Annotated in this window: 13 protein-coding genes and 1 pseudogene; 3 read left to right on the top strand and 11 right to left on the bottom strand. The window is 71.5% G+C overall.

The window, feature by feature from the left end; genetic code table 11:
• The 3 genes from ACZ6SD_RS14415 to ACZ6SD_RS14405 all read right to left on the bottom strand — a co-directional run bounded on the left by ACZ6SD_RS14415 (position 1) and on the right by ACZ6SD_RS14405 (position 4,695).
• A complete protein-coding gene (locus ACZ6SD_RS14415; RefSeq protein WP_465317399.1) occupies positions 1-600 on the bottom strand; it encodes a pentapeptide repeat-containing protein in 600 nt (199 codons plus the stop codon).
• A 12-nt stretch (positions 601-612) separates the two neighbouring features.
• Positions 613-1,047 (bottom strand): universal stress protein, encoded by a 435-nt coding sequence (locus tag ACZ6SD_RS14410; protein ID WP_465317398.1) that lies wholly within the window; start codon positions 1,045-1,047, stop codon positions 613-615.
• A gap of 114 nt (positions 1,048-1,161) precedes the next feature.
• Positions 1,162-4,695: an error-prone DNA polymerase gene (locus ACZ6SD_RS14405; protein ID WP_465317397.1), complete on the bottom strand. Its 3,534-nt coding sequence runs from the start codon at positions 4,693-4,695 to the stop codon at positions 1,162-1,164.
• A gap of 98 nt (positions 4,696-4,793) precedes the next feature.
• On the opposite strand from ACZ6SD_RS14405, the pseudogene ACZ6SD_RS14400 reads away from it, so the two are divergent.
• Positions 4,794-5,580, top strand: a pseudogene (locus ACZ6SD_RS14400) (IS5 family transposase); the annotation flags it as partial.
• Between the two features lie 137 nt (positions 5,581-5,717).
• On the opposite strand, the gene ACZ6SD_RS14395 reads toward ACZ6SD_RS14400, so the two are convergent.
• Both ACZ6SD_RS14395 and ACZ6SD_RS14390 read right to left on the bottom strand, forming a co-directional pair.
• On the bottom strand, positions 5,718-7,268 hold the full coding sequence (locus ACZ6SD_RS14395; protein ID WP_465317396.1) for a DNA polymerase Y family protein: 1,551 nt from the start codon (positions 7,266-7,268) through the stop codon (positions 5,718-5,720).
• A gap of 39 nt (positions 7,269-7,307) precedes the next feature.
• Complete coding sequence (locus tag ACZ6SD_RS14390; protein ID WP_465317395.1) at positions 7,308-8,171, bottom strand: hypothetical protein; 864 nt, start codon at positions 8,169-8,171, stop codon at positions 7,308-7,310.
• 1,081 nt (positions 8,172-9,252) lie between these two features.
• Here ACZ6SD_RS14390 and ACZ6SD_RS14385 point away from each other — a divergent pair.
• The gene (locus ACZ6SD_RS14385; RefSeq protein ID WP_465317394.1) at positions 9,253-9,972 is read left to right on the top strand and encodes a hypothetical protein; all 720 of its coding nucleotides are present in this window, start codon (positions 9,253-9,255) and stop codon (positions 9,970-9,972) included.
• 1 nt (position 9,973) lies between these two features.
• Here the strand turns inward: ACZ6SD_RS14385 and ACZ6SD_RS14380 are convergent, their stop codons facing one another.
• Together ACZ6SD_RS14380 and ACZ6SD_RS14375 are read right to left on the bottom strand one after the other, a co-directional pair.
• Positions 9,974-10,768, bottom strand: coding sequence for a class I SAM-dependent methyltransferase (locus tag ACZ6SD_RS14380; RefSeq protein WP_465317393.1), 795 nt, complete (start codon positions 10,766-10,768; stop codon positions 9,974-9,976).
• Positions 10,769-10,796: 28 nt separating this feature from the next.
• Positions 10,797-11,693, bottom strand: coding sequence for a helix-turn-helix domain-containing protein (locus ACZ6SD_RS14375; protein WP_465317392.1), 897 nt, complete (start codon positions 11,691-11,693; stop codon positions 10,797-10,799).
• A 196-nt stretch (positions 11,694-11,889) separates the two neighbouring features.
• Here ACZ6SD_RS14375 and ACZ6SD_RS14370 point away from each other — a divergent pair, with 196 nt between their 5' ends.
• Positions 11,890-12,198, top strand: coding sequence for a hypothetical protein (locus tag ACZ6SD_RS14370; protein ID WP_465317391.1), 309 nt, complete (start codon positions 11,890-11,892; stop codon positions 12,196-12,198).
• A 51-nt stretch (positions 12,199-12,249) separates the two neighbouring features.
• On the opposite strand, the gene purH is transcribed toward ACZ6SD_RS14370, so the two are convergent.
• The 4 genes from purH to ACZ6SD_RS14350 form a co-directional block, all read right to left on the bottom strand.
• Positions 12,250-13,821 (bottom strand): bifunctional phosphoribosylaminoimidazolecarboxamide formyltransferase/IMP cyclohydrolase, encoded by a 1,572-nt coding sequence (gene purH / locus ACZ6SD_RS14365; protein ID WP_465317390.1) that lies wholly within the window; start codon positions 13,819-13,821, stop codon positions 12,250-12,252.
• Entirely contained in the window at positions 13,818-14,465 is a 648-nt protein-coding gene (gene purN / locus ACZ6SD_RS14360; RefSeq protein WP_228771713.1) for a phosphoribosylglycinamide formyltransferase, read from the bottom strand. Before purN ends, purH begins: the two co-directional genes overlap by 4 nt.
• Positions 14,466-14,511: 46 nt before the next feature.
• On the bottom strand, positions 14,512-15,852 hold the full coding sequence (locus ACZ6SD_RS14355) for a cell division protein PerM (RefSeq protein WP_465317389.1): 1,341 nt from the start codon (positions 15,850-15,852) through the stop codon (positions 14,512-14,514).
• A 140-nt stretch (positions 15,853-15,992) separates the two neighbouring features.
• Positions 15,993-16,667: a DUF5336 domain-containing protein gene (locus ACZ6SD_RS14350; RefSeq protein WP_465317388.1), complete on the bottom strand. Its 675-nt coding sequence runs from the start codon at positions 16,665-16,667 to the stop codon at positions 15,993-15,995.
• Between the last annotated feature and the right edge of the window lie 230 nt (positions 16,668-16,897).

The raw sequence follows: 16,897 nt of genomic DNA, 5'->3' as shown, positions 1-16,897 counted from the left end.
TCAGTCGATCACCAGGCCGTGCGCGGCGGCGAATGACACGGCCGTGTCGAGGTCGACGCGCGCGCCGCGCAGCGTGGCCTGGACGAGGCCGTCCGCGTCGATGCGCGCCCCGCGTAGGTCGGCGCCGAGCAGGTTGGCGCCGCGGAGGCGGGCGCCGGACAGGTCCGCCTCCCGCAGGTCGGCTTCCCGCAGGTCGGCGTCGGTGAGGTTCGCCTCGCGGAACCGCAGCCCGGACAGCGTCGCCTTGCGCAGCGCGGCGCCGGACAGGCCGACCAGGGTCAGGTCGGTGTCCCGCACCGTCCACGGGCGCAGCCTGCAATCGATGAACGTGGACCCGATCAGGCTGCAACCGGTGAACTCGCTCTCGGTGAGCGTGGTCCGGTCGAACGAGCAGGAGCGGAACGCCGTCGAGGTGTGCTTCGACTCGCCGAGGTCGGCGCGGGCGAACTCGCACCGGGTGAAGGTGCAGCCGCTGGTCACCAGGCCGCGCATGTCCGCTTCGGTGAAGTCGCAGTCGGTGAAATGCCGCTGCTCCCAGTGCTGGCCGTGCAGGTCGGTGTCGCTGTAGTCGGTGTCGCTGTAGTCCGTGCCGGTCTCCACCCGCCCAGACTGTCACGGCACCACGACAACCGGCCGCCGGGCGTCGGCGATCAGCGACTTGGGCACCGAGCCAACCCGGCCGCCGCCGTGGCGGGACCGGCCCACGACGACGCAGTCGGCCTCGAACCGCTCGGCGACCGACTCCAACCCGCGCGCCGCGTCGCCCCGCACGTGCACGACGTCCCACGCGACACCGACCGGGTCGAGGTAGCGGGCAGCGTCACCGCGTATCTCCTCGACGTACGCCCCGGCGGCCTCGGCGGCGCCTTCCATGCCGACACCGGTCCAACTTGCCGGGGTGGACAACGGTTCCACGTAGACGAGCAGCAATGTGGCGTGCTCGCGCCGAGCGAGTCCCGCCGCCCACGCGGACGCGTTCTTCGACGGCAGACTGCCGTCCATGCCCACGACGATAAGAGCGAGCCCGTCCTTTTCCTTCCCCGCCACGGGTCGATCGTAGGCCGGATGGGGTGCCGGAAAACGCTCAAAAGTGAGTATCGCCAAGGGATTGGCCAAACAACGTTGGCGGGCATCAGCTCACCGTGACCGTTGTGGTCGCGGTCAGCGGAAGTCGCGGGACTTGGCCGGGATGCGGAGGTCCAGGTGCTGCAAGTGGTCGGCGTAGAGGCTCACCACGCCTTCCGTGCTCTCGACAATGCCCCGGACCAGCAGGGCGGCGCTGCCGCGCGCGATCCGGCGGTAGCGGGCCCAGAGGCCGGGTGAGCAGACGACGTTGACCATGCCGGTCTCGTCCTCGATGTTGAGGAAGGTGACGCCGCCCGCGGTCTGCGGCCGTTGGCGGTGGGTCACCGCGCCGCCGAGCAGGACCCGGGTTCCGCTTTTCACTTTGGACAATTCGGCCGCCGGGACCGCGCCGAGCCGGGTGAGGCGGTCGCGGATGAACTGCGTGGGGAAACTGTCCGGCGACAGGCCGGTGGCCCAGACGTCGGCCACGGCGACCTCGATCTCGTCCATGCCGGGAAGCTCGGGGGCCCGAACGCCGACAGCGGTCCCCGGCAGCCGGTCGGCGCTCTCCCCCGCGACAGCGCCCGCCGCCCACAGCGCCGCCCGGCGCCGCAGCCCGAAGCAGCCGAAGGCCCCCGCGGTGGCCAGGGCCTCGATCTGGGTCCGGGTGAGGGAAACCCGCCGCGCCAGGTCGGCCATGTCCCGGAAAGGCTCGTCCCCCCGAACCGCGACGATGCGCTTGGCCAACTCGTCGCCAATGGTCCGGACCGAGCCAAGCCCCATACGCACAGCCACCGAAGCGCCCCGAGCACCGCGGTCGCCAGTGCCCGCCGATTCCCCGGGCGACTCGCCCCGACTGTCCCGGCGGTGGTCTTCGAGACATTCGGGATTCTCCGGGCGAGGCTCGGCTGGACCGGATTCAGGCCGCTGAGACGGGGCCGGACGCAGTGCGGCCCAGCGGGATTCCGCCGGACGCGGTACGGCCGAGCGGGATTCCGGTGGTCGGGATTCCTGCGTGTGTGGTGGGGCTGGGTGGGGTTCGAGGGTGGGGTGGGCGAGGCTGGCGTTGATGTCAGGGCCGAGGACTGTCACGCCGTGCCTGCGGGCGTCGGCCACCAGGGACTGAGGGGAGTAGAAGCCCATGGGCTGGGCGCGGAGCAGGGCGGCGCAGAAGGCGGCCGGGTAGTACAGCTTGAACCAGGAGCTGACGAAAACCAGGTGGGCGAAGCTCAGGGCGTGGCTTTCCGGGAAGCCGAAGTTGGCGAAGGCCATGAGTTTCTCGTAGATGCGGCCCGCCAGCGCCTCGTCCACGCCATGGCTGGCGGCGCCCTGGTAGAAGCGTTCCCGGAGGCGTTCCATGCGGTGGCTGGAGCGTTTGGCGCCCATGGCGCGGCGGAGTTCGTCGGCCTCGGCGGGGGTGAAGTCGGCGATGTCGACGGCGACCTGCATAAGTTGCTCCTGGAACAGGGGCACGCCCAGGGTTTTACGGAGGGCGTTTTCCATGCGGGGGTGGTCGTAGGCGACCTTCTCGGTCTTGTTCTTGCGACGGATGTAGGGGTGGACGGAGCCGCCCTGAATGGGGCCGGGGCGGATGAGGGCGACCTCGACAACCAGGTCGTAGAACTCCCGGGGTTTCAGGCGGGGCAGGGTGGCCATCTGGGCTCGGCTCTCCACCTGGAACACGCCGACCGAGTCGGCGCGGCAGAGCATGTCGTAGACCTTCGGGTCCGACAGGTCGAGTTCGGCCAGGTCGACCTTCTCGCCGTGGTGCTCTTCGACAAGGTCGACCATGTAGTGCAGGGCGGAGAGCATGCCCAAGCCCAACAGGTCGAACTTGACCAGGCCGACGGCGGCGCAATCGTCCTTGTCCCACTGCAGGACCGTGCGGTTGGGCATGCGGGCGGGCTCGACCGGGCAGACCTCGCTGACCGGGCGGTCGCAGATGACCATGCCGCCGGAGTGGATGCCCAGGTGGCGCGGGAAACCCTCCAACTGCCCGGCCAGTTCGAGCACGGCGGGCGGCACGTCGAGGTGGTTGTCGCCGACCGTGCTGCTCAGCGGACCCCACCGGTCGATCTGCTTGCTCCACGCGTCCTGCTGGCCCGGGGAGTACCCCAGCGCCTTGGCCATGTCGCGCACGGTGGACTTGGCGCGGTAGGTGATCACGTTCGCCACCTGCGCCGCGTGGCGCCTGCCGTGCTTGTCGTAGACGTACTGGATGGCCTCCTCACGGCGGTCGGACTCGATGTCGAGGTCGATGTCGGGCGGGCCGTCGCGGGCCGGGGCGAGGAACCGCTCGAACAGCAGCTCCCACCGGACCGCGTCGACATTGGTGATGCCGAGCGCGAAGCAGACCGCCGAGTTGGCCGCGGAGCCGCGGCCCTGGCAGAGGATGCCGTTGGCCTGGCAGAACCGCACGATGTCCCAGACCACCAGGAAGTAGCCGGGGAACCCCAACTCCTCGATCACCCGCAACTCGTGGACGATCTGCGCGAAGGCCCGAGGGGACTCCGCGGCCGAGCCGTACTTGACCGCCGCGCCGCGGTAGACCAACTCCCGAAGGTAGGAGATCTCCGTGTGCCCCTCCGGCACGCCGAAGGGCGGCAACTCGGGAGCCACCAAGCTCAGGTCGAAGGACAGCCGCACCCCGAGCACCGCGGCTCGCTGCACCGCCCCCGGGTACCGCGCGAACCGGGCGGCCATCTCCCTGCCGGTGCGCAGGTGAGCGGTCGCCGACGGCGGCAGCCACCCGGCCAGGTCGTCAAGGCCGCGCCGCGCCCGCACCGCGGCCATCGCCGCCGCCAGCCGCCCACGCGCGGGGTGCGCGTAGTGGACGGCGTTGGTCGCGACCGTGGGCAAGCCCAACTCCGCGGCCATCCCGGCCAGCAGGTCGTTGCGGGCCGAGTCCTCGGGCAGGCCGTGGTCGACCAACTCGACGAACACCCGGTCCGGCCCGTACGCGACGACCAGCAGGCGCAACTGCTCGAAGGCCGCGGCAGGCCCCCCTTCGGCGAGTGCGCGGCGGACCGCGCCCTTGCGGCACCCGGTAAGCACGACGCAGTGCTCACGGGTTTCCTCGACCACCTCCACCAGGTTGTACTCCGGTTTGCCCTTCTCCCCGCCACGCAGGTGGGCGGAAGTCAGAACACGACACAGCCTGCGATACCCCTCCTCCCCTTCAGCGAGCAGCAGCAGGTGCTCCCCCTCCGGATCCGCGACGCCGTTCTGCGGCGCCGTCAACCCCAGGCTCAACTCGGTCCCGAACACCGTGCGGATGCCCAACTCCCGCGCCGCCTCGGCGAACCGGACCACCCCGTACATGCCGTCGTGGTCGGTGATCGCGATGGCGTCCAACCCCAGCAGCGCCGCCGCCTCCACCAGTTCCTCGGGGTGGCTGGCGCCGTCGAGGAAGCTGAAGTTGGAGTGGCAGTGCAGCTCGGCGTAAGGCACCCGCGAGTCGCCGTCGGCGTGGTCGGTGGCCCCCCGCGCGCCCACCCCGGCGGGCGGCAGGTAGCGCTCCCGGCGGCGGGTCCAGGCGGGGCTGTCGCCGCCGTCGCCGATCTCGGGCGCCCGGCCGGAGAGGATGCGCTCCAGCTCCGACCACCGCACCGGCGGGTTGTTCCACCCCATCAGCGCTCAGAGTTCCTAACGGAATGATCAGGTTGGGTGTTGGGGTGGTTGTGGGCGTGGATCATGGTGGGGTGAGGAGGGGTCAGTCGCCGCCGTGGGTGGTGTCGGATGAGTTGTGGGCGCGGGTGGAGCCGTTGTTGCCGGTGGTGGCGCGGCGGTCTCGTTGTCCGGGGCGTAGGCGGTTGCCGGATCGGCTGGTGTTGCAGGGGATCTTGTTCGTGTTGCATACCGGGATCCAGTGGGAGTTTTTGCCCCGGGAGTTGGGGTTCGGGTCGGGGATGACCTGTTGGCGGCGGTTGGCGGAGTGGAACGAGGCCGGGGTGTGGGCCCGTCTGCACGAGGTGCTGCTGGCCGAACTGCACGCTTCGGGCAGGTTGGATTGGGATCGGGCGGTGATCGATTCCTCGCATGTGCGGGCGGCGCGGCGCGGCCCACAAGCGGGCCGTGCCCGGTCGATCGGGGTCGGGCGGGCTCCAAGCACCACGTGATGACCGGCGGCCATGGGTCCCGTTGGCGGTGGTGTTGACCGGCGGCGACCGCGACGACCTCACCCAGGGGGAGCCGTTGTTCAACGCGGTGCCCCCGGTCCGGGACCGCCCCGGGCGGCCCCGCCGCCTCAAGGCGTTGTTCGGGGACCGGGCCTACGGCTACGACTCGGTCCGCGAGCGTGTGCAGGCCAGGGGCATCACCGACCACCTCGCGCCCCGCAACCACCTGCACGGCTCCGGCCTGGGCACCGTGCGGTGGGTCGTGGAGCGCACCATCGCCTGGTACCACGGCATGAAACGCCTCCGCATCCGCTGGGAACGCCGAGACGACATCCACCAAGCCTTCCTCGCCCTCGCCCTCGCCACCTGCACCATCACCTGGCGACACATAACACGCCCCCTGTTAGGAACTCTCAGGAAACGCGCCCGGCGGAAACCAGTTCTCCGGCGAGTGCCTCGGCTGCGGGATGAGCTCGGCTAACTCGACCATGTCGAGCCAGTCGACCGCCATGGGCTGCTCGTCGTCATGGATCATCAGTCGTATATCCCTTCCACGGACCACTTCTCGTTCTCACGCACCAGCAGCAGCGCGTCCTGACTGTCCTCTTCGGACTTCTCGGCGAGCAGCACCTGCAGCCGCGCCCGCCTGCGCCCGGCGCCCAGCTCCCACCAGCGCTCGTCGGCTGGCCACGGACCGGCCCAGGCGAGGACTCGGCGGTTCCGCCCACCGCCGACCGCGACCACGTCCGGCCTGCCGGTGAGCACGAACCGGCCGGTGACCCCGACCTCAAGGCCGTCGCGGTCGACCACCGACACGGGCAGCGGCCGCGTCGGAACCGTCGCGGGAGAGGGCGCCGGTAATCGCCCCGGCCAAGGCTGGTCGACGGGCGCCGCGGGCACGCGCTCGTCACCCCAGGGGACAAGGCGGACCTGGTCAGCGGGACCCCGGCCGCCGTCGATCACCGGGGTGAGCACCCCCTCCGGGCCGAGCAGCCCCTGCACGTGGACCATCGCGCGGGCGGCGCGTTCGGCCTGCTCGTCGTGGCTGCCCTGCCAGAGCCCCAGTTGCAGGGCGCGACCGTCGACGGTTTCCTCCGGTTCGAGCCGCAGGACCGTGATGCCCGCGGACGGACGCCGGGCGCCACGCAGCCAGCCGTCGAGTTGCCAGCGGACCCGGTCGGCGATTCCCGTGGGGGTCAGCGGCTCGGCGCAGCGCCACACCCGGCTCAATTCCTCGCCGTTGGCCGTGCTCGCGTGGATGCTGAGGCGGGTGCAGGCCAAGCCGTGCGCGGCGAGGCCGGAGTGCAGCCGCTCACCGAGACCGCGCGCGACGAAGGCCGCCGCGTCGACCCGTTCGATGGGCGGGTCGGGGTTGTGGGTGACCGAGAGATCGACCGGTGGGCGTCTGCGCGCGGGCGGGCGCTGCTCCAAGCCGCGGGCGAGGCGGTGGGCGCGGCCCGCGGCGGCGCCGAAGCGGGAGACGACGTCGCCGGGATCGAGCGCGGCGAAGGCCCCGAGGGTGCGGATGCCCAGTCTGCGCAGGAGATCGACCAGTTCGGGATGCTCGCGGAACTCCCGGATGCTCAGCGGGGCAAGGAACTCGGCGCTGGCCCCGGGGGCGACGATCACACCGCGGTGAGCCGCGCGGGTGGCGGCGAACAAGCCGTCGGCGACGCCCACCTGGGACTCGGCGCCGGTGTGGGCGGCGACCTGGTCGATGAGCCGCTCGGCGGCGGCGGCCTCCGAGCCGAAGTAGGCGGCGGGGCCGCGGACGGGGACGGCGACCAACCCCGGGCAGACCACCTCGACCCCGACCGCGGCCTCCTCCACCGCCGCCGCGACCGGCTCGAACAATCGGGCGTCGCGATCTGGGTCGTCGGGGAAGACAGTGATGTCGGGACAGCGGCCCTGGGCCTCGCGGCGGCGCAGGTCGAGATGGACGCCCTCGGCCCGCGCGGAGGCGTTGACCGCGACCACCCGGTTCGCCGAGACGACGGCGGCGGGTGCGGCAACGCCGCGCCCCGCGGCGGCGCAGGCGGCGACGACCGGCCAATCGGGACACCACAGGACGAGTAGACGGGACACGACTTTCTCCGCAGGTCAGGGTCGGTGGATGAGGGTTTTTCAACTGCCTGTCTCGAACATATGTTCGATCGCGGGAGTCGTCAAGCACGGGGTGGGGAGACCGCCCTGAAGAGTGAATGAGGCGTGCCGGGGACGGGCGGCGGCGCCGCGACCTCGGGCCTGGACGTCGACTTGGCGGGCGGTGAGGTTGCCGTGCCCGGCGCCGAGGCCGGACCAGCGACCACGGACGCAGGCCAGTTCGAGGTCGGCGCCCGGCCAGGAGCCGAACGGGATGAGGACCGCGCCGCGACTGCGGGCCCTGGCCGACAACCGGCGGGCGTGCGCGGCGCCGATCCCGGGGGTGGCCACAGCGACCACGTCGAAGCCGTCGAGCAGCGCGGCGACAACCCCGGCGGCGTCGGCGCCGGGCCGGGGCACCAGGGCCAACCGGTCGACGGCGACGCCGAGTTCCGCTGCGGCGAGGACACCGAGATCGGGGAGGCCGACGACGGCGGACCAGGAACCACGCGCGCTGGACTCGGCAAGGAGAGCGAGCAGAAGGGCGGAGGAACCACGGACGGCGACGGTGCCGCCCCGGCGGAGGCCGCCCCAGGGGAACAGAGCGGCCAGGTCGGGGCGGACAGGGAGGACACGGGGGGCCGCGGGTGGGTGAGAGCGCGTTTCGGCTTCCAGAGCCGCCTGGAGGTTGGCGGCTTGGCGGTTGTCGAGCCGCTTTCTGGGTGGGCCGAGCAGGACTGGGGGATCGAGGCGGGTGGAGACGACGGGCGGGGAGGGCGCGGCCGGGTCGGCAGACGCAGAGGGGGAGGTGGGCGCGGGAAGGGAGGTGGACGCGGAAGAGAGAGCGGACGCGGAAGGAAAGGCGGACGCAGAAGGGAAAGCGGGCGTGGAAGGGAAAGCGGGCATGACAGGGAAGGCAGACGCGGAAGGGAAAGCGGGCACGGAAGGAGAGGTGGGCGCAGAAGGGAAGACGGACGTGGGAGGAGAAGCGGACAGGAAGGGGAAGTCCGACATGGCAGAGAAGGTAGGCACAGGAGAGGAAGCGGTTACAGCAGAAGCGACAGGCACAGCAGAGATGGCGGAGACAGCGCACATGGGAGAGGCGACGGACTCGGGAGAGGCGACGGACTCGGGAGAGGCGACGGGGACCGTGGGAACGGGTGACGCAGGCGAAGTGGTCCCAGCGGAGGTGGCGGCCGTCATGGTCGGAGGGGAAGCGGCGGGGACCACGGAAGCGGCGAGAGCCTGGGGAACAGCGCGGGCTGGCGGATTGGCGGGCTGGGAGGCAGCGAAGAGTCGCGGCCTCGCGAGCACAGAGGACAGGACGAAGACCACCGGAGCCAGCGATGCAGGAAGACAAGAGGCAACAACGTGGGCGGCGCCCGAAGTAGGCACAGTGGGCGCAGTGGCACCGGAAGCGGCGACATCCAGAGCACCGACGCCGAAAGCGCTGGTGGCGAAAGGGGTGGCGAGGTGTCGGAGAGCAAGCGCGGGACGGCACCTCGGCACCGGCGCCGGTCTGGGTGACCCAGAAGCGGCGAAGCGCGGCCGGAAACGAGATCCAAAGCGAAGCTGCGGATAAGCGCGTTGCCCTGCCCGTAGCGCGCTCGGGTTCTGTTCGTGGTTGGGCGGCGCGTGACCGCCAGGAGCGGGGTGGGCGGGGCATTGGGGCGCGACAAAGGAGGCCGCCGGTTTGTCCTCTTGGGACGGTGAGCGGTCGCCGGCTGCTCCCAGGTACTTCCCCGCGCCGAAAGCAGCCAGCGACCGCACCGCGCACCTCCCTTGGTTGCCTCGCGTACCGCTCAATACGCGGAACAGCCGTGGGGAGACGGCGGCTGGGACGAGCGGCCTCGACTCCGGTCGCCCCACTCGAACATGTGTTCGATAGCCCAAGTGTACCCACCGCCGATGCCCTGTCAACCTGTTTCGGGTCCACAGCGGACTGGCATACTCTCCGGCGATCGCATCTCCTGGGGGGCTACACCGAATGACTCACATGCCGGGGCACCACTATCCGCACGCCTACCCGCAGGCTTACCCGCCGCCGGGTCCGCCCAAGAAGAGCAAGGCTCCCCTGATCGTGGGGATCGTGGTGGGTGTTCTGCTGCTCGGTGGGGCGGCGACGGGGGTGTTCCTCTACCTCGCCGCGCACGCCGACGGGGGCAGCCCGCCTTCCGGGGACACGTTGGCGCAGGAGTGCGACCGGGTCAGCGAGGCCACGCGGGTCAAGATGCGGACCACCAACCCGCACCGGGTGCCGGGGGCCGATGGTGGGTCGAGCCGGAAGTACACCTGGTGCAAGTGGGGGCAGACGGAGGGTGTGGACGGTGAGGGGTTGCGTGACCTGAGCGTCCACATGATCGAGTTCATCGAGGCCGACAGCGACGATCAATCTCCGGAAGAGCAGGCGGCCGCGGAGTTCCAGGGGGATCTCAAGAGCCGTCGGACGATCGCGGAGAACGGGGTCGGGGCCGACAAGACCGTGGTGCACAAGATCGAGGACATCGGCGACGAGGCCGTCCTCGTGGAGGAGTTCACCGACTCGGCGTTCTACTCGGTGGACCTGATCTTCCGCAAGGACCGGCACGTCATCACGGTGGGCTACCAGGGCTGGGACGTGGGGCTGTTCAGCAGTGTGGCGCCCGACGCCCGGGAGTTCGCGGGGCTGGTGGACGCCGCGGCCCGGGAGGTCGCGGCGGCGCTCTGAGCTAGACCGCGGTGCCGACGCCGACGAGGGTGGTGGCGTCCATGGCGGTCACGCCGCGGTCGAGCAGTTCCTGGGTGAAGCGAACGCGGGTGCGTTCGACGGCCGCCTGGTCGAGGCCGGTCAGGAAGCCGCGCATCGCGGAGCCGAGCACCAGGGCCCAGGCCACGTCCGGGTCCAGGGCAAGGGTGTGCGGCGCGGTCTCCACCCGCGCGTCGCGCAGGCCGAGGTCGGTCAGCCAGGCTGTGAGCAGCTCCGGGGTGTTGACGCGTTCGCTCGCGCCGCGCCGGGCGGACACCGCGGGCATCTCGGCGCGCTCCGGTGACACGGCGTTGTGCAGGATTTCCGGGACCGGCAGGATCGCGTCCTTGTGCCAGACCGTGGCGGCGAAGCGGCCGCCGGGGCGCAGTCGGCTGATCAGCGCGCGGGCGCCCGCGTCCATGTCGGGCAGGAAGAACACGCCGAGAACGCACTGGACCAGGTCGTACGGGCCGCCGGACCAGGTCGTCACGTCGCCGTGGTGGAAGGTGAGCCAGGGCAGGCCCTCGGCGCGGGAGCGGCCGACGGCGAGCAGCTTGTCGGCCAGGTCGACGGCGTCCACGCGGCCGGTAGGGCCTACCGCGCGGGCGGTAGGCAGGGCGGACGCGCCGGTGCCGCAGCAGGCGTCGAAGACGTGCTCTCCCTCGGCGGGCTTGGCGACGGCTACCGCGCTCGCGCTTACCGGGCCCCACAGTCCGTCGGTAAGCGCGTCGAAGTGGGTGGTTCCCGCGTCGAAGAGCGCGCCCAAGGGGTTCGTCATGGCGCCAAGTTAACCGATCAGAGGGCCGTCACGTGTGTCGCGCTAACCACGTCTGGTTCGCGCGACCGTGGCAGGGATAGAGGTAGGGCTTCTCGCCCATCCGGTACTGCTCTCGGGGCACGTCGACGCACATACCGGACCGGGTCTTGAGCGCGCCGTTCCGCCAGTCCCAGAGTTGCCGGGGGTTGGCGGGGTCGCACGGGGTGATCGACAGCGGCATCCCGAGGTCGGCGCCGAGCGCGGTGAGGCACTGGGTGGTGCGCGGGTTGCGCAGCAGGTAGGCGTTCTGGTCGGCGATCCGCCAGAACTGCCAGCGTTGGCTCCACGCATAGGTGTCGCCGTCCGGTTTGCGCTCCCAGATGACGACCTCGTAAGAGTGCGCGTAGAAGTCGAGCGCGTAAGACGGGTTGCCTTGCGAGAAGAGGAAGCACTCGAAGTGCTGTTGCCCGTCGACTGTCTCGCAGGCGGTAAGCGCGCCGGGCGGCGCGCCCCAGGCGGCCACCGGCTGCGGAGCCGCCGCGAGGGGTTCCTCATCCCGGCTCGACCACAGCACGACCGCCGAGGCCGCGACGATCACCACGGCGGCGGCGACGGTGAGCAGCCGGGTTTTACGGCGCGCCGGAGCGGGTTCCGTTGGGCTTTCCGGCGCGCCGCCGAGGATTCGCGCGTGGGCGGCCCGCAGCCGTTCGATGTCGGCCGCGGGGCGCCGCAGAGCGGTCAGGATCGCCAGCAGTTCACGGTCGGTCGGCGGCTCCCGCTTGGCGTTCTCGATCTCCGAGACCCGCTCCCGGCGGATCTTGAGGTGGTGCCGGGCGGCGCGGCCGCTGACGTTGTCCTGGGACAGTCCCTGGCCCTTGCGCAGCGCCCGCAGATACCCGCCCAACTCGCCCAGGGTGGTGATCCTGGGCTCCTCCTCGGCGTCCACGCGCTCCCCGCTCCCTTGTCGCTCCCCTGTCTTTCGGAGGGTAGCGAAACCGACACGGACAGCATCTTGAGCGCGAAATCCCTGGTCAGCGCTGTCGCGACAAACGCGCCGACAGTTGCGACACCCCGACCGGCCACCGTGAAACGGACCCGGCGAGGTCGACAGCCGGGCTCCACACCGAACAGAAGGGTCTTCCATGCGCACGATGAACTTCGCCTCGGCGCTCGCCGCGGTTCTGATCAGCTCCGCCGGTCTTCTCTCCGGCACGTCTACCGCCAACGCGGAAAGCACAACCGCCGCGTTCGACTGCTCGCTGGTATGGCACGACAGCGCCACCGCCGGTATCCGGTGCAACGGTAGTTCGTTTGTCGGCGCGGCGGTATGCAACAACGGCCAGATCGCACAGGGCGCGAAAGCCGCTTCTGGCACAACCTCTTACGCGTACTGCTCGTCGGTCTACTCGTCCCTCAAGATCCCCGTCCAGTGGGACGCGTTCCCCGCGTGAGCGAGCGCGACGGCGCCCTTCCGGCCGGAAGGGCGCCGTCGTCGCCGCGGCCTAGTGCGCGAAGTGGCGGGTGCCGGTGAGGTAGACCGGGACGCCCGCCGCTTCCGCCGCGGCGATGACCTCGGCGTCCCGCACGGACCCGCCGGGCTGGACGACCGCGCGGACGCCCGCCTTGAGCAGGACCTCCAGGCCGTCCGGGAACGGGAAGAAGGCGTCGGACGCGGCGACGGAGCCGTTGGCCCGGTCGCCCGCGCGCGACACCGCCAGGCGGGCGGCGTCGACCCGGTTGACCTGGCCCATGCCCGCGCCCACGGTCGCGCCGTCGCGGGCGAGCAGGATCGCGTTGGACTTCACCGCGCGGCAGGCCCGCCAGGCGAACGCCAGGTCGGCGAGGGTGGCCTCGTCCACGGCGGTCCCGGTCGCCAGGGTCCACTTGGCCGGGTCGTCGCCCTCGGCCTCGATGGTGTCGACGGTCTGCATGAGCAGGCCCCCGGACACCGGGCGAAGCTCGGCTCCGCCCCGGCGCGGGGGCTCGGCGACGAGGATGCGCACGTTCTTCTTCCTGGTCAGCACCTCGACCGCGCCGTCGGCATAGGCCGGGGCGACGATGACCTCGGTGAAGATCTCCGCGACCTGCTCGGCCATGGCCACGCTGACCTCGCGGTTCGCCGCGATCACGCCGCCGAAGGCGCTCAGCGGGTCGGACGCGTGCGCGTTGCGGTGCGCCTCGGCGATGTCCACCTCGGACACCGCGATGCCGCACGGGTTGGCGTGCTTGATGATCGCCACGCAGGGCGCGGCGTGGTCGTGCGCGGCGCGCCAGGCGGCGTCGGCGTCGACGTAGTTGTTGTACGACATCTCCTTGCCGTGCAGCTGCGTCGCGGTGGCCAGGCCAGACGAGCCGTCGCCCTGGACGTACAGCGCGGCGCGCTGGTGCGGGTTCTCGCCGTAGCGCAGCACGTCGCGGCGCTGCCAGGTCGCGCCGACCCAGCCGGGGAAGCCGGAGCCCTCGTCGTCGGGGGCCAGCACGTTGCCGATCCAGGACGCCACCGCCACGTCGTAAGACGCGGTGTGCCGATACGCGGCGGCGGCAAGAGCCTGCCGGTCAGCGAGGGTGAAACCGCCCGCGGCGATCTCGGCCAAGACCCACTCGTAGCGCGCGGGGTCGACCACGACGGCGACGTTGGCGTGGTTCTTCGCCGCCGCGCGCACCATGGCCGGGCCGCCGATGTCGATCTGCTCGACGCACTCGTCCGGCGACGCGCCGGAGGCGACGGTCTTCACGAACGGGTACAGGTTGACCACGAGCAGGTCGAACGGGGTGATGTCGAGCTGGTCGAGCTGCGCGACGTGCGCCGGGTCGCGCAGGTCGGCGAGCAGACCGGCGTGCACGCGCGGGTGCAGCGTCTTGACCCGGCCGCCGAACGACTCGGGGAAGCCGGTGACCTCCTCGACCGGGGTGACCGGCACACCGGCGTCGGCGAGGGTCTTCGCGGTGCCGCCGGTGGAGACGATCTCCACCCCGGCGGCGTGCAGGCCGGTCGCCAGCTCCAGGAGTCCGGCCTTGTCCGACACGCCGATCAGCGCGCGGCGGATGGGCCGCCGCTGGGCAGATTCCGTCACGGGATGCTCACCTTTCGTCCGTCCACGGTGTAGCCCTCGCGGGCCATCCTGGTGACCACGTCGACCAGGAGCCGCCGCTCCACCGCTTTGATTCGTTCGTGCAGGCCCGCCTCGTCGTCGCCGGGAGCCACCTCGACGGGCTCCTGGGCGATGATCGGGCCGGTGTCGACGCCGCCGTCGACCAGGTGAACCGTGCTGCCGGTCACGCGGACGCCGTAGGCGAGGGCTTCGCGGACCGCGTGCGCGCCGGGGAACGACGGCAGCAGCGCGGGATGGGTGTTGATCACCCGGCCGCCGAAGCGGTCGAGGAAGGCCGGGCCGAGGATCTTCATGAACCCGGCCGAGACCACCAGGTCGGGGGTGTAGGCCGCGACCGCGTCGGTGAGCGCCTTGTCCCACGCCGCGCGGTCGGGGTGGTCGCCGACGCGGACCGCGAACGCGGGCAGGTTGGCACGTTCGGCGCGGGCGAGGCCCTCGATGCCGGTGCGGTCGGCGCCGACGGCCACGATCGCGGCCGGGAAAGCCGGGCGGGCGGCCTCGTCGAGGAGGGCTTGCAGCAGGGTGCCCGACCCGGACACCAGGACGACGATCCTGGCAGGCGTGGCGGGCGGGTACTGGGCGCTCAGCGTGGACTCCTGCGGCAACCGGAACGGGATAGGCCCAGCGTAAGGCGTGCCGAGTTGATCTTGCTCAGCGCCCCGATCCCGGTCCGCGCTCGGGCTCGTCCGGGTTCTCGGCGTCGGATGGGTCATCTTGTGGATCAAGGTCGGCCGGGTCGCCGCCGAGGTCGAGGTCGTCCCCGTCAAGATCCTCCGGGTCAATGCTGTCCGCGGCATACCCGTGCGAGTCGAAGCTGTCCGGGTTAAAGCTGTCCGGCTCCGTAGCCTCGTGCTCTCTCGGACCGGTAAGCCACGCCACGATTCCGCCCGGCACGGCCACCCACACCGCCAGCGCCACCGACAGCCACGCCGCCCGCAGATCGAGCGGGTCGAACGGACCGCCGCCGAGCGGGCCGCCCGCGCTCCCGCCCAGGACCGCGAACACCAGCGCGACCACCACCGAGGCCACCGCCACGGCCCGCAGCCGCGACCGCGGCGAGTCGTCCACCGCGCGCAGCACCCAGCCGACCAGCGCGCCCACGCCCGCGGGCAGGACGAGCAACAGCAGCCACCACAGCGCGTGGTCGGCGGGCAGCGCCCCCAGCAGGGGCAGCGCGGGGACCGATCCGCCGGTGAAGCCCAGCGGCCCGATGGACAATCCGCCCAGGCCGAATCCAGGGCCTGCCGCGAACCCGGTAGCCGCGATGACCGCGTTCGGCAGATAACCCGCGGACAGTAAGAGCAGACCGACAGCGCTACCGGTGTCGTCCACTGCGAACAAGTCGCGGATAGTGCCGAACGAGGTAATCAGCGCCAAGGTCAGCACACCCGCGCCGACCGCGAGCAACGCCACGACCGCCAGCAACCCCGCCCGCAGCCCGCGCAACGCGAGCCGGTCGACCCGCAGCGCCACCCACTCGGTCGCGCCAGAGCGCGGTAGCACGCCGACAGAAGCGGCAAGACCCCCTAACAGCGCCGGGTAGTACAGACCGGCCAACGGGTCGACCTGGATCGCGCCGCCCGAGCACAGCAGCGCGAGCCCCAGCCCGACCACCGCGTGCGCGCCGACCACGGCGGCGACCACCCGGCCCGCTTCCCGGGGACCGTTGACGTCGAGTCGGTCGGCTCCACTCGCCGCCGTGCGCCAGACCAGCAGCAGAACCAGGACCGTCGGCAGCATCGGCAGCGCGCCGAGAGCGCGGCCACCGATCCCGACCGGCACCTGGTACGCGGCGAGCCAGCCGGGCATGGCGGCGGCGAGGACCCCGCCGGTGGAGAAGTGCGCGTCGGCGGCGACAGCGGTGATCAACGCCAGCAGGGCGGCCACCGCCGCGTAGACGACGAGCAGGGGGCCGATCGCGACTACCGCGAGCACTTTGGCCCACAGTGACCGGGGGAAAGTCCGGCCGACCTCCGTTCGGGCAGCGCGCATGCCACCCACTCTGACATTCGGTTAGCGCTGACCGGGCGCGGCACGCCGCCACCCGCCCGATCCGGTGAAGCGACCACAATGGACAAAAACCGAGGGGGGCGGCACCCGGTGCCGCCCCCCTCGGGGAAAAAATCGTTCGCTCAGCCCTGCGGCTGCTGCGGGTACCCGCCCGGCGGGGTCCCCGGCGGCTGCTGGCCGAACTGGCCCTGCTGCGGGGCGAAGGTGGTCTGCTGGCCCGACTGCGGCGGCGGCTGGGGCTGCCCGTACTGCTGCTGCTGCTGCGGGAACTGGCTGGACGGCGGGTTGTACCCACCGGGCTGGCCGAAGTGCCCGTGCTGCTGCGCGCCCGGCTGCGGCGGCTTGACGACGCCCGCCTCGAACAGGAACGCGGCGACCGCGGCGATGGCCTGCAGAATGCCGAAGATCAGCACCATGATCCCGCCAGCCTTCAACTCGCTGTCGGTGGCGAAGACGCTGAACAGGAACGCCAGCGTCACGCCGAGCGTCACCGCGGCCGAGGAAAGGCCGACCTTCTTGTCACCGGGCAGGATCGCGGGCAGGGCGAGCAGGCCGCCGATGAACAGCAGGCCGGGCACCCAGCCCGTGAACGCCTCGTAGAAGCTGGTCTCGACAGCGAGCGGGGCGAAGCCAAGGAACAGGTTCAGCACGCCGAGGCCCGCGACGACGAGGTGCAGGATCTGCGCCAAGCCGAGCTTGCTGCCACCGCCTGCGGTCGGCGGCGGGCCGAAGCCCTGGGGTGGCTGCTGCGGTCCTGGGCCCGGGTATCCGCCCGGTGCACCGCCTGGGTAGGTCATCGCGTGCTCTCCTCAGCGACAAAAGAACTATCAGAGCCAACGAGAACGCCGGCCCCGCTCGGCCGTGCGACGTCCGCAGGCCTGCGTCGGTTCCCCCCGATCGGGAAAACGACCGTGGGGGGGGGGGGGGGGGGCGGGGGGGGCGGGGGGGGGGTCTCCCCCCCCCCCGTTGTTTTCTCCTTTTTCTCCCCACTCCTCCACGTGCCTCCAACAACCTGCTCCCCCCGGCC

The organism is Actinokineospora sp. NPDC051303 (genome assembly GCF_055586285.1).
Note: the sequence above shows the minus strand (reverse complement) of the source record. Positions and strands in the feature narration are given on the sequence as shown.

Bases quoted from the DNA above. Each gene is read 5' to 3' on its own strand.
- ACZ6SD_RS14405 (WP_465317397.1), bottom strand. From the start codon at position 4,695: ATGGGGTGGAACAACCCGCCGGTGCGGTGGTCGGAGCTGGAGCGCATC.
- ACZ6SD_RS14390 (WP_465317395.1), bottom strand. From the start codon at position 8,171: ATGCCCGCTTTCCCTTCCACGCCCGCTTTCCCTTCTGCGTCCGCCTTT.
- ACZ6SD_RS14385 (WP_465317394.1), top strand. From the start codon at position 9,253: ATGACTCACATGCCGGGGCACCACTATCCGCACGCCTACCCGCAGGCT.
- ACZ6SD_RS14380 (WP_465317393.1), bottom strand. From the start codon at position 10,768: ATGACGAACCCCTTGGGCGCGCTCTTCGACGCGGGAACCACCCACTTC.
- ACZ6SD_RS14370 (WP_465317391.1), top strand. From the start codon at position 11,890: ATGCGCACGATGAACTTCGCCTCGGCGCTCGCCGCGGTTCTGATCAGC.
- ACZ6SD_RS14355 (WP_465317389.1), bottom strand. From the start codon at position 15,852: ATGCGCGCTGCCCGAACGGAGGTCGGCCGGACTTTCCCCCGGTCACTG.
- ACZ6SD_RS14350 (WP_465317388.1), bottom strand. From the start codon at position 16,667: ATGACCTACCCAGGCGGTGCACCGGGCGGATACCCGGGCCCAGGACCG.